The organism is Shewanella sp. 30m-14 (assembly GCF_052977125.1).
The window spans coordinates 16,497-29,467 of record NZ_JBRILW010000025.1 but is presented as its reverse complement, the minus strand read 5'-3'; the positions used below and the strand labels follow the sequence as shown (position 1 = coordinate 29,467).

8 protein-coding genes are annotated in these 12,971 nt (G+C 43.5%); 5 read left to right on the top strand and 3 right to left on the bottom strand.

Annotated features, from left to right (window positions below):
• Positions 1–675 precede the first annotated feature (675 nt).
• Positions 676–1,065: an ATP-binding protein gene (locus ACVBIU_RS16720; protein WP_447162588.1), complete on the bottom strand. Its 390-nt coding sequence runs from the start codon at positions 1,063–1,065 to the stop codon at positions 676–678.
• 10 nt (positions 1,066–1,075) lie between these two features.
• Positions 1,076–2,305, bottom strand: coding sequence for a SpoIIE family protein phosphatase (locus ACVBIU_RS16715; RefSeq protein ID WP_447164340.1), 1,230 nt, complete (start codon positions 2,303–2,305; stop codon positions 1,076–1,078).
• A gap of 265 nt (positions 2,306–2,570) precedes the next feature.
• Between ACVBIU_RS16715 and ACVBIU_RS16710 the strand changes: the two genes are divergently transcribed.
• The 5 genes from ACVBIU_RS16710 to rfbD all read left to right on the top strand — a co-directional run bounded on the left by ACVBIU_RS16710 (position 2,571) and on the right by rfbD (position 10,764).
• Positions 2,571–3,356 carry a phosphate/phosphite/phosphonate ABC transporter substrate-binding protein gene (locus ACVBIU_RS16710; RefSeq protein ID WP_447164341.1) on the top strand — a complete coding sequence of 262 codons (786 nt, stop codon included), beginning with the start codon at positions 2,571–2,573 and terminating at the stop codon, positions 3,354–3,356.
• The gene (locus ACVBIU_RS16705) at positions 3,356–6,913 is read left to right on the top strand and encodes a PAS domain S-box protein (protein WP_447164342.1); all 3,558 of its coding nucleotides are present in this window, start codon (positions 3,356–3,358) and stop codon (positions 6,911–6,913) included. Before ACVBIU_RS16710 ends, ACVBIU_RS16705 begins: the two co-directional genes overlap by 1 nt.
• A 161-nt stretch (positions 6,914–7,074) precedes the next feature.
• Positions 7,075–8,598 carry a sigma-54-dependent transcriptional regulator gene (locus ACVBIU_RS16700; RefSeq protein ID WP_447164343.1) on the top strand — a complete coding sequence of 508 codons (1,524 nt, stop codon included), beginning with the start codon at positions 7,075–7,077 and terminating at the stop codon, positions 8,596–8,598.
• A gap of 248 nt (positions 8,599–8,846) precedes the next feature.
• On the top strand, positions 8,847–9,599 hold the full coding sequence (locus tag ACVBIU_RS16695; RefSeq protein ID WP_447162584.1) for a PHP domain-containing protein: 753 nt from the start codon (positions 8,847–8,849) through the stop codon (positions 9,597–9,599).
• A 40-nt stretch (positions 9,600–9,639) separates the two neighbouring features.
• The gene (rfbD, locus tag ACVBIU_RS16690; RefSeq protein ID WP_447164948.1) at positions 9,640–10,764 is read left to right on the top strand and encodes a dTDP-4-dehydrorhamnose reductase; all 1,125 of its coding nucleotides are present in this window, start codon (positions 9,640–9,642) and stop codon (positions 10,762–10,764) included.
• A gap of 424 nt (positions 10,765–11,188) precedes the next feature.
• On the opposite strand, the gene ACVBIU_RS16685 is transcribed toward rfbD, so the two are convergent.
• A complete protein-coding gene (locus ACVBIU_RS16685) occupies positions 11,189–12,655 on the bottom strand; it encodes a capsule assembly Wzi family protein (RefSeq protein ID WP_447162582.1) in 1,467 nt (488 codons plus the stop codon).
• Positions 12,656–12,971: the final 316 nt, after the last annotated feature.

Here is a 12,971-nt window from a genome sequence, read left to right as displayed (position 1 = left end):
TGTGGCTTTTATTTACACTTCTTTCAATTACATATTTCATTTACACATTTATTCTATTTACACATTAAGCTAAGCAACTCTAATGCCAGTTTTTATCTTATTGTATTTATAGGTTTTTATTGTTTTATCAACACAATGACGCAGACAGCTAAGTGATGCTCTTTATTTGCAATGCAAAATGGGAAAGGGCATTAAAGGCTAAGAAGGGGCCGCGCTTCGAGGTTAGAGTGCCAGAGAGCCTGAGAGCTGGCAGCTAGGAAAAGCTAAGGCTGAATAGAGGAATGGCTGGTGGCCTTACAGTATTCGCAGCGTTCGCAAGCTCACTCACAGAACGCTTCGCTGACGGTAGAAGCTAAGAAGAGCGCTGCGTTTCTAGGAAGTGACTAGGTTTATTAAGCCACAATCCTGGGAGAGTGTCGCTTTGCTCCTGCTAGTGTCTATACAAGCAAACGCGATGGTTATGAGCCGCAAAAGTCAAATAGAGTGAAGGTGGAATAACCGGGGTAAGCCACAGTACAAAGACGAACATGCAAGAGCCGACAAGTTAATTTAAACCTAAAGGTGCTGCTGTTTCATTTTGATTTTCCTAGCAGCGAAGCGTCCTCGCAGTGAGCGTGCGAACGTCCTAGGATCTCATTCCTTACACCTCATACCTGGTACCTTTCTTGCTTTACTTTAAACTGCAAGCATCAGTTGTAAGTGGGTGCCAGCAACAGTTTTTTGCATTCGTACACTGTCCATCCAGTTGTTAATTATCCATAGTCCTCGGCCTGATAGTGACTCGGCTGGTGGGCAAGTCTTTGGTGCTTCCAAGGTTTGCTGTGTAGAGTCATCGAGTAGATCGATGGTTATCTTGTGCTCGTCACAATGCAACACGATTATCATGGAGTCCAGCTCTGGGCTTGCATGCATAAATACATTTGAAACCGCTTCTAATACACAGGTGATCACCTTGAATCGTTTCGTATCGGATACCTGATTTTGCAGTAAAAATTGCTCCATCTCTCTGCTGATAGAATGGGTCGTCATGATATTGCTATTTAGATTGAACTGTAAGCTATTCATATGTATTTCCTCACATCTGAGAGCCACAATGAGCCGAGCTATTTGTGGATGAGATGAGCATGAGTGATATGTCGTCTTGTGCTTGTTTCTCTTGCCAAAGTTCTGAGCTATAGCAGAGGTAATTTAATAGTTTCTCTGCCGATAGCGATCTTGCATCACGTACATTTTTGAGTAATTTCGGTAAGCCAAAGTTGCCAAACTTACTATGGCGACATTCGTAAATACCATCGGAATAAAGCAAGAGTTGGCAGCCTTGCTCTAAGGTGAATTGTTGGCTTTGATAGTGATATTGCTTACTGATCCCAATGGGGAGTTGGCTACCAATATCTGGATCATCAATAAACTTTGCACCAGTGGGACTAACAAGAATAGGCGAGGGGTGCCCTGCATTGATTAGCTCGATGCTATCGTTTTGGGTGTTTACCATTCCGAGCAACATGGTAGCGAAGCGCCCGGACTGCTCAGGGTCGTCAAACTCTTGGTTGACCTTGTTGGCAATTTTACATAGATCAAGCGATTGCCAGATCTCCTGATGACAAGATAAGTGGTGCGCTAATGTAAAACTTAACATTGAGGCTGCAGTGCCGTGTCCGCTCACATCCAATAAATAGAAACCGATATGATGTTGACCAATGTTGAAGCATTGAAAAACATCTCCGGCGAGATCTTGAGCCGGTTTAAAAGCGGCGTTGACTCGCCATCCTGCGGTTAAATCGGTATTTTTAGGCAGTAAGGCTCGTTGTAATTGAGCGGCAGTAGAGAGATCTTGTTTTAGTTTACTTAGATAATCTTGCTCTCTTATTAACATTTGGTTCAATGCTGCATTCTGGCGTTCTAACGCTTGTTGCATCTCGATAATGCGCAGCCCCGCAAGGATCCTGACTTTTAACACGCCAGTGTGAAAGGGTTTAGCGATAAAGTCATCGGCTCCAGACTCGATTCCTTCGATGATGTGTGCGTTTTGATTATTACTGGTAAGCAATATGGTATATGGCGAACAGGGCATTGATTTTATTTTCTGACACAGCTCAATACCACTGGTGGTGGGCATCATCCAGTCGGTGATAACTATATCGACATGTTCCAGCTGGATCTGTGCTATCGCTGCTTTGGCATTAGAGAAACCTTGGGCTTTAAATCCCATCGCATCGAGTAACTGCAGTAGCAAGCAACGCTCACTATCGCTGTCTTCCACAAGGATGATTTTATACTGCCTGTTAAGCTCAGAAGATAAAGGCATCGTCTTCCTCTTGGATTGAAATTGCTAGGGGTGTTACATCAAAGCAAGCTTTATGCCAGACAACCGAAAGCTATTTACCGTTAATTTTTTAGTTGGTTGGCACAAGGATTGCTGATTACTGTAAATAACTATTTAGTTAACTAAATAGTTAGCAACTCAATGTGTTTAAAAATAGGGATATAAGCGAATGCCTTTAATGCCATTGTTTACTAAAGTTATTGTTTTATATTGGGTTATTTTTATATCTTGCTATAGCGCCATAACAATGGCTGCAGATGTAGCGCCTAGGGTGTTGACGTTTGGCGTTGTGCCACAACAGGCAGCGAGTACTTTGGCAAGAGGCTGGGCTCCGGTTTTAGCTGAGTTGTCGCAAAATGCAAAGCTTAATTTGCAATTTGCAACAGCGCCGGATATTCCCACTTTTGAAATGCGTTTAGCAAATGGTGAGTACGATATTGCTTATATGAATCCATATCATTTCACGGTATTTAACGCATCCCCTGGCTATATCGCCTTAGCAAAGGAGCAAGATAAATACATCAAAGGTCTTATTGTTGTAAATAAAGACTCCAAAATAACCAAGCTTGCCGATCTTAAGGGCAAATCACTTGCCTTTCCGGCTCCCGCAGCTTTTGCTGCGAGCGTGATTCCTCGCGCGATTTTAAAACAGCAAGGTATTGTTCATAGCACTAAGTATGTGGGGTCACATGATTCTGTATATCTTGCGGTGGCTCAGGGGCTTGTGGATGCTGGCGGCGGCGTGGGGCGTACATTTAACAATATGGATAGTGATGTCACTGAAAACCTAAAGGTCTTATGGAGCACTCCCGGCTACACTCCTCATGCTATTGCTACCCACCCGCGAGTATCTCGAGAACTTCGACAAGTACTACTCAGTGAGTTATTAGCGCTTTCAACAACGAGCAAAGGGCGCTCACTATTAGAGGGCTTGGGTTTTAAAGGGATGGAGGCTGCAGCAAGTGGCGATTGGGATGATGTGCGTGCGTTAGCGTTAAGTGAGCTTAACGCGCCGTTAAAGGAGATCCAATAGTGTCATTTCGAATAAAGACTATTTTAGGGATCGGAATAATCGAAGGCTTGCTGTTAATGTTGCTGGTCTATACCAGTGTTGATTATTTAAAAACCTCAAACCAAACCGAAATTGAAAAGCGAGCCAGCTCTACCGCGTCACTTTTTGCTGCTGCCGCAAAAGATGCGGTGATTAGCAGTGATCTATCCACTCTCCATGTCCTTGCTAACGAGCTACTGACAACGTCTCAGGTTCTCTACGTTAATATTTATGACCAAAACCGACTCTTGGTGAGTGCCGGCAGAATGAACGGTGAGGCTAATGGCTCACTAGACAGTGGGATAGCGAATGTTGATGACGGTATTCTCGATATTGAAAGGAGCATACAAGAATCAGGCTTTAGTTATGGCAAAGTAGAATTAGGATTTGATACGGCCCAATTAGATAGTTTTATTACTGATGCTAGAACACGTTTTTTGGCTATTGCAGCCGTAGAGATGTTCTTAGTAGCCCTCTTTTCTTGGTTGTTAGGCCACTATTTAACCCGCAATTTGGCACAGCTTAAAGCTGCATCGCAGCGAGTTTTGCAGGGGGAGTCACAAGTGCAGATCCCTGTTAACAGTGATGATGAAATTGGCAAAGCCATGTTTGCATTTAATCAAATGGTCAAGAAAATAGCGGATAAAACCCAAGCGTTAGAGAGTGCAAATACTCGACTGAATACCATTTTGCAGACCGCCGTTGATGGTTTTTTTATTGTCGACCAAAAAGGGATAATAAAGGAGGTAAACCCCGCTGTTAGCCGCCTTTTCGACTATAGCTCGTCAGATCTTATCGGCAGGAATGTGTCATTGTTAATGCCACCAAATGAACGGCAGCTTCATGATGGCTATATTCGGGATTACTTAGATGGAGGTGAAGCAACGATAATAGGCAAAGGTAGAGAGTTAATTGCACAGAAAAAAGGTGGCAGCCTTTTTTCAATTGAACTTTCAATTTCAACAATGTGTATTGACGACGAAGTGCTATTTTTGGGGCTTGTAAAGGATGTCAGTGATGTAAAGCAAGCCCAGCTTGCAGCGCAAAGGACTGAGTCGATTTTATTAGCCACATTAGAGGGAAGTAAAGACGCGCTGATCACCATTGATACCGCAGGGAAAATCCAGGAGGTGAATAATGCAGCATGTCTACTGTTTAAACTGCATACACGCCAGATGGTTGGGCAACCGATAGGGAGTAGCATCTTTACTGGGGAAGAACTCCAACACTTTGAGCATTTTTTTGAGCAATACATTACGCCTGTTCAAGCTACGAGTGTTAAGCATTCAATACAGACAAAAGCGATACGTTCGGATGGTGAAATGGTTGCAATTGAACTGACACTAATTCCAGTACAACTCGGACAGGAGATGTTATTTACAGCGTTTGTTCGCGATATTTCACAACGTATTAAGTATGAGGCACAGCTTAAATTTTCCAAAGAGCAGGCGGAGTTGGGGAGTGAAGCAAAATCTCGATTTTTAGCGACCATGAGTCATGAGATCCGTAGCCCGCTCAATGCGGTATTGGGGAGTGTGGATTTATTATTGGACTTGAGTTTGAATAAAGAGCAGCGTATTTACGCCAATACAGCCAAAGAAGCTGGGACGGCATTATTGAGCACTATTAATGATATTTTGGATTTCTCTAAAATCGAAGCCGGCCAGATGGTACTGGAAGAGAGCGTATTCTCACCAGCAAAATTAGCGGCGCAAGTTCTACAGGTTTTATCGCCAAAAGCTCAAGACAAAGGGATCGCTCTCGCCAGTTTTATAAACAAAAACGTGCCAGAAACCGTACTTGGTGACGGACAAAGACTCAGGCAGGTGCTGCATAATTTAATCGACAATGCGATTAAATTCTCTTCTGGTGGCTGTGTTGCCATTGAAATGCAGCTAGTAGCCCCCGGTAATGATGAGACTCGCTTGTATTGCAAAGTCTCAGATCAAGGGATTGGTATTATTGAGGCCGCTCAAGCGACATTATTTGAAGAGTTTAGCCAAGTACATGATTCTCATAATACAAATTATAGCGGTACGGGTTTAGGTTTAGCTATTTGTGCCGAGATTATTGCACAGATGGGAGGCAGCATTGGGGTTAATAGTCAACAAGGAAAGGGGAGCTGTTTTAGTTTTGATCTGTTACTTAAGCGCGATTGCAGTGCAACCCCCGCAGTGAATATCGTATCTCCCCACTCTCGAGTGCTTTTAGTACATCCAAACGATACGTATAGTCAATTAGTGCAAAGGCAATATAACCAGTATGGGGTGACGACCGTTTGTGTTGACAGCATTGATTGCATATTCAGCTCGTTACAGAACCAAGAACGGTTTGATCTGATTTTGATTGACGAACACTGTCTATTTGATTTGAGTGTTGCGCAGGCTAATGAGCTAAAACAGGATTATTTATGCGAACAAGGTTTGATGGCTGCATTAATGACAGTGGTTGTGCCAGAAGCTTCTAAAATCTTAAAAGAGGTTGGTGTAGAGCAGGTTATTAATAAGCCCTTGAGCCGAGACATGATGTTAGCAGCGCTAATGGGTGAGCATGAACTAGCGTCTAAGGACGTGCAGAGTAAACCGACTACCATTGCCAATAAGCAGGTACACCTGCCTATTTTACTGGCCGAGGATAGTCCGGCCAATCAGATTGTTGCCAGTGCATTATTGAGTAAAGCAGGTTTCAGAGTGGAGATTGCAAACAACGGTATTGAAGCATTGGAGATGGCTAGGCGCAAAGAGTATGGGCTTATCTTAATGGATATGAGAATGCCCGAGATGGATGGTATCGAGGCGACTCAGAAGATATTGTGTTTTAATCCTAATCAAGCCGTTGTTGCGATGACTGCGAATGTACAAAAAGAAGATGTTGAACTGTGTATGAAGGCTGGCATGAAAGACTTTGTGCCAAAGCCGGTAAATCGAGATAATTTAGTTCAGGTTGTTAATCAATGGATTGTGCCTGCTGCCGATAAGGCTATGCTTAAGTCTGTCGTCGGGGCAGAGTTAGGGGGGCAATGCGTAGTAACCTCTTCGGTGAGTGTTTCTAATAAATCGGACTCAATGGTTCAATCGAAAGTACAAAAATCGATTGAGCCAGAGCTAAAACCAGAGCTAAAAGTAAGCCAGCAACAAGATAAATATCAGAGCGGTAACAGCAATGAGGTGCGAATGACCATTATTGACGAGAAAACACTGGATGATCTCAACGGTATGCTAGGTGAAGAAGCCATGCAACGCATGTTTATGGTTTTTTTAACTGAAGCGCAAGATAGGCTGAACACGTTAAAAGTCATCGCATCTAGCTATAAAAGCGGTAAAGATTTTGCGTTAGCAGAAATAGACCTACAGGCACACACACTTAAAAGTAGTGCTGGCAGCTTTGGTGCATTGGCACTCTCAGAGGTGGCTAAAAACCTAGAGTTAAGTGCTAAGACAGAGGATTTACAGCAAGTTGCCACTTTACTGGATGAGGTTATAGAGGTAGGCGGACAAACGCTCAGTTTATTTCAGCAACGCTTTGGAGCAATATCTTAAGGAGGATTAACTGCTAAACTTACATATGATTAAATTTTATTAAATCTTAAGAATCAAACGCAAACGGTAAAACCCTGTTTGATTTATGTGATACCTTGTTGTTAATGATGTTGAACGACCTTTCCCCCATCTCGACTTCAATATTTATAGGCTGACTTTATATGGATATAACGAGCTCATTTACCACATTGCTAGTTGAAGACAGTATGTCGCTCGGAGCGTTATATACTGAATATCTGCGAGCAGAGGGATCGAGGGTAACTCATGTTAATCATGGGGAAGATGCCCTGAATGAACTGAAACAATGGCAACCTGATTTGTTGGTGCTCGATATTCAACTACCTGATATGTCAGGAATGGATATTTTGGAAACCGTTCAGCAAGCATATCCAGATATCACTGTCATTATGATCACCGCCCACGGCACAATTGATATTGCTGTTGATGCAATGCGTTTGGGGGCATTTGATTTTCTTGTTAAACCATTTGATGCGAAACGTTTATCAATCACCGTTAGGAACGCCTTGAAGCAGCGTCAGCTTGTCAATCTGGTGGCAAAATATGAGAGCAGTTTACCTAAACCGCACTATATGGGATTCATCGGTGAGTCACTGGCAATGCAAACGGTTTATAAAACCATAGATTGCGTTGCGAACAGTAAAGCTTCAGCGTTTATCATTGGGGAAAGCGGAACCGGTAAAGAAGTATGTGCGCATGCTATCCATAACGCGGGCAAACGCCGAGAAGGGCCTTTTGTGGCATTAAATTGTGCTTCAATTCCTAAAGATTTGATTGAAAGTGAGATTTTTGGGCACACTAAAGGGGCATTTACCGGAGCGATTGCCAATAGAGATGGCGCAGCGACCCGAGCTCATAATGGGACGTTATTTCTAGATGAGATCTGCGAGATGGATCTTGAACTACAAAGTAAGCTATTACGCTTTATTCAAACTGGCGTATTTCAGCGTGTAGGTGGCACTAAAGAAGAAAAAGTCGATGTACGCTTTGTTAGCGCAACTAATCGGGTACCCTGGGAAGAGGTTAAAGCTGGGCGCTTTAGAGAAGATCTGTTTTATCGACTGCATGTTATCCCTATCGAGCTGCCGCCATTAAGAATGCGGGGTAAAGATATCTTATTACTTGCAGCGAACTTACTTAAAGAATACAACAAGGAAGAGGGAAAGGGGTTTAAAGGCATAAGTAGTGATGCTAAGCAGTGTTTAAAGTCTTATCAATGGCCGGGTAATGTTAGGCAACTGCAAAATGTTATCAGGCAGATAGTGGTATTAAACGATAGCGAGTTGGTCGAGCTTGATATGTTACCGATACAAGTGACCACAGCCCTAGAGGCTAAGCCTGCAGAAACTTCAAAGGCTATTCAACACGCGGTTCAACAGAAGAATAGCCCCCCGGTTGGGGCGCCGCATTCAGCCCCCGCCTCTTTTCTTGACGGTATTGAGCAACCAGAGTTTGTTTCTACTGAACATTTTTCAGAAAAAACGTCAGAGACAAATAGCGATGATATTGTACCGCTATGGCTCACAGAGAAGCAGACAATCGAGAATGCGATAGCCTTATGTAAGGGTAATGTGCCTAAAGCTGCGGCCTTGCTGGATATCAGCGCATCAACCATTTATCGTAAACGCCAAACATGGGATGAATTAGAAAATAGCTTAAGCCATTAAGCCATTTGGGCTACTTGAAGCAAAGTAACAGCTTGTGACTTTTTTAACTCAATAAACGTTATAGACCATTAATGATTTAGACATGATGTGTTGAGCATGGATAGGTTTGAGCATATAGATAACGCGCATACTTAGCGGGCACTTATATATCAGTGAGCTTATGTTACCGATAGAGCTATCTTAACGAAAAGAGTAGACTGGCAGTCTACTCTTTTTTTGTTTGAACCTTTTGTACAGAAGAGACTGAAATGAAATATCTTGTTGATACCCATACTCATACAATTGCTTCAACCCATGCATACAGTACCTTGCAAGAATATATTGCGATGGCGAAACATAAGGGGATAAAACTATTTGCTTGTACAGATCATGGCCCTGATATGGCCGATGCGCCCCATTTTTGGCATTTTGTAAACTTGCGGGTATTACCTAGAATGGTTGATGGCGTGGGTATTTTACGAGGTATCGAAGCTAATATTAAAAATGTGGTCGGTGAAATAGACTTCTTTGGCGATTACTTACAAGAATTAGATATTGTTTTAGCTGGTTTTCATGAGCCTGTTTTTGCGCCAAGCAATAAAGAAAATCATACCACAGCATTGATTAACTGTATTAACAGTGGTCATGTTGACATCATTACTCATCCTGGAAATCCGGCGTATCCTATCGATATCAATGCAGTTGCTAAAGCTGCAGCTGAAAGTAATGTAGCGCTTGAGATTAATAACTCTTCTTTTTTAACCTCTCGAAAAGGTAGCGAGCATAATTGCTTGGCAATTGCTAAAGCGGTTAAAGACGCTGGCGGGTTGTTAGTAATGGGCTCTGACTCTCATGTGGCATACAGCTTGGGCGATTTTACACAGGCTGAGCTGATCATCGAGCAAGCTGATTTTCCTCTAGATAGGCTACTGAACCGGAGTCCTGAGGCGCTATTAGCGTTTCTATCATCACGAGGCCATGGCTCGTTAGATGAGTATTCAGTGTTACTCGAAAAATCTTGATCAAACTAAAACTAAAAATAGAAGAGATTATCAAAACAAGATGCGAATTCTTATCACGGGTGCAGCTAGTCAATTAGCGCAGGCGTTATTGTCTATAGCAGAGCTTACGCAAGTGAATATTGCACAGCGCACGGCTGCTCAACAAATGTTGCAGACCTTATTGCCAGAAGTGAGTGAATGTTTAGACCCCAGCGATGCCGTGATAGGGCTTTGTCGTCAGCAGCTAGATATTTGCGATATTGATTCAATTCGCACGGCCTTTGATACTTACAAGCCTGATGTGGTGATTAATTGCGCCGCCTATAACCGTGTTGATCAGGCTGAGTTAGATATTGAAAAAGCGATGTCTGTTAATGCTAATGGCCCTAAGTTAATTGCGAGTGAATGTCATAGCCGAAACATTTGTATGGTGCATATCTCGACCGATTTTGTGTTTGACGGTGTGCTCAAACGCCCATACGTAGAGCAAGATCCTGCGGCGCCACTGTCTATCTATGGCAAGAGTAAACTCGAAGGTGAGCGCTGGGTAAGTGATATCTTAGGCTTTAAGGCTAAGGTTATTCGTACCTCCTGGCTATACAGTTGTAGGGGGCATAACTTTGTCAAAACTATGCAGGGATTGTTTAAAGTAAAAGATAAGTTAGCTGTCATTGCTGATCAATATGGCAGCCCAACCTGGTGTGAAGCATTAGCTGTAATGATTTTAAAGCTAGTAAAACAAACACAAACACAAACAATGGGCTCAAAAGTCAATATTAGCCGGCTGACCGAGAATTCTGGGGCAGGTGTGTGCAACCTGTATCATTATGCTGGTGGGGCAAGTTGTTCTTGGTTTGAGTTGGCAGGTGAAATTCAGCGGTTAACGCTCAGCTTCTCTGAGCCTGAGTCTGAGCTTGAGCCTGAACAAGAGCCTGAATCTGGACTGGAAGTGAATATAAGGTCGTGCAAAATAGAGCCTATTAGCACATTAGCTTGGCAAGCATTGCATAAGGGTTGTATCGCCCAAAGGCCACATCAAAGCGCCTTGAATGCACAGAAGTTATGTCAACAATTAGATATAAAGCCTGAAAGCCTACTTAGGGCTTCATGGCAAGAGCAGTTACACGCTATGATTAAGGAACAAAACTTGCGAGGTGAAGCAGGTATTAGGAAAAACAGATCCTAGGTAAGGGCAAATACGCATCCCCTGTAGGTGTACAGTTTTAGTTGACCACATCAAACAGCTGAGACGGAAAAACAGGACTGTCGGTTAAAGTACAGACGGCTAAAAGTGGAACGGGCTGTGGCCTTAATGGTAAACGGAACGTTCGCAAGCTCACTCATTGCAAAGCTAAGAAGGTCCTAGGTTCTAGGAAAAGCAGCTCCTAGGTTCAAGCTAAGACGGTAACAGCTGAGACGGAAAAGTAACAGCATGAACGGGCTAGAAGGTTTAAGGGGGTTCTGTATCGCTTTTGATTTTCCTAGCAGGACGCAGTCCGTCCTCGGAGCGAAACGTCCTAGAACCTAGGGCCTTGTTTTTATTGGCTCTAGGCCGTCCTCGAAGAGAGTCCGTGAACGGCCTAGAGCCTAGAATAGAAGTTTTCTAAATACTAGAAAGTTCTTTCCCAGCCAGCGTAAATCGTTGTATCCCAGTCATGACCACCCGAAGTCACATATTGACTGTAACCAACCGTGCCACCGACTTTTAATGTTCCTTGATAGAAAGGTCTGTGATAACTGGTATCAAACTGATAAACGCGCTCGTACTCGCCTGGTGATACAGGGTTACCACCAATACCAATATTTGCATCTGTCCCGTCAGTATTGAGTCTTAACCAACGGAATTTATTGCTGATGTTTTGTCCGCCGCCCAGCTGTGTAATTCCGCCAACCACTAAGGTAGTGGCATCATTGTCATAGGTACTACCTAGACTGCGACCATAATAACGGTAACCATTTTTATAAAATCCATGCTCATATAAGCAGTTGTATGCATCAGGGTCAATACCACAAGCGACTTGTGTGTCGGAGTACTCAACAAAGACTCGGGTATTAAGGTCGGCGAAAAAGAAGTCAACACCGCCCAAGTTGGCCGAGTTGATCAGCTTATTCTTACCGTTGTGGTAGTCTTCGTGTATACGCTCGTAGTAGATACCGTATGGAATACCAAATGCCGTATCAGACCAGCGGAAATCGTAACCAGCCAACATGTTTTCTTGGCCGTTTTCAATTTCACCTTCAGTCATTCCGCCATTAAATAGGCCATCCCACCAGTCACCTAGACTGTTACCGTAACCTTCGCCACCCCACTGCATAGTCCATGAAAAACCGACTTCTAGCTTAGAAATAGGTCGTAATGTTCCGCGAGCGCCCCAATGCTTGGTGTCAGGCACGTAACGGTCACTTTCCATCTGGCTAAACGACGTCGTAAAGGTCCAAGGACCAATCCAGTTTAGCCACGGTGTGTCGAATGCTTGGCTGTTGTTACGGCTTAGCGTCATTCCTGGCATAGGCCTAGCGTTGGTAGTTTGAATAAGACCACTATCCCAACCTGGTCCCCAGTACTTTTGCTGGGCGCCAGCACTGACAATCCAATTACCTAACATGACAGCAGCAAAGCTATTATCTAAACGAGTACTGTTACCGTCGATAGGATCTAAATGATAACTTGCTGATAGACGGCCACTAAACCAATCTTTAGTGACTTCAGCTGATACTGCTGCTTCTGCTTTATCACGATAGTCTTGGCCAAAACCAATAAAGCGTGTGGTATCTGAGCCTCCAGCAAGTTCTATCTTGCTGCTCATGCCACGATGGTCATGGTCATAAGCACGACTGACTCTATCGAATGCATCGCGCTGTTGGCTAGATAGAGCTGCTTGATCGGCTTTATCCATATCTTGCTTCAAGCCTGCCCACATTAGCGGGTAGGTGGTAATTGGCTGCACAATGACACCGGTATCAGACAGCAATTGAATATCAGCTCTTAGGGGTAAGTCAGTCGGTTCAACCCACCAGGCCGCTTGCACTGAGCTGCAACCAAGCAGTAATAATCCAGATAATAATTTGAGTTTCATAGCGTTCCCTTTTATCAATGGGGCGCATTTTAGAGGAATTCACTGCAGGCAGAAAGGGTTAACAAAGGTGAATCGATAAATAGACACAAAGTGTGACATATAAAGCAAAGATGGTTAAAGCCAGTTACGGTATACGGAACGTTCGCAGCCTCACTTACAGAACGCTTAGCTAACGTTTTAAAGCATAGAAGGTCCTAGGTTCTGGGAAAGGCTGGTTCTAGGTTAAAGCAAAGACGGTATAAGCTGAGACAGTAAAATCTAAAGCGGAAGGGCCGAGAGTTGCTGAGCTTGCGAACGTCCTAAAACCGATTACCAT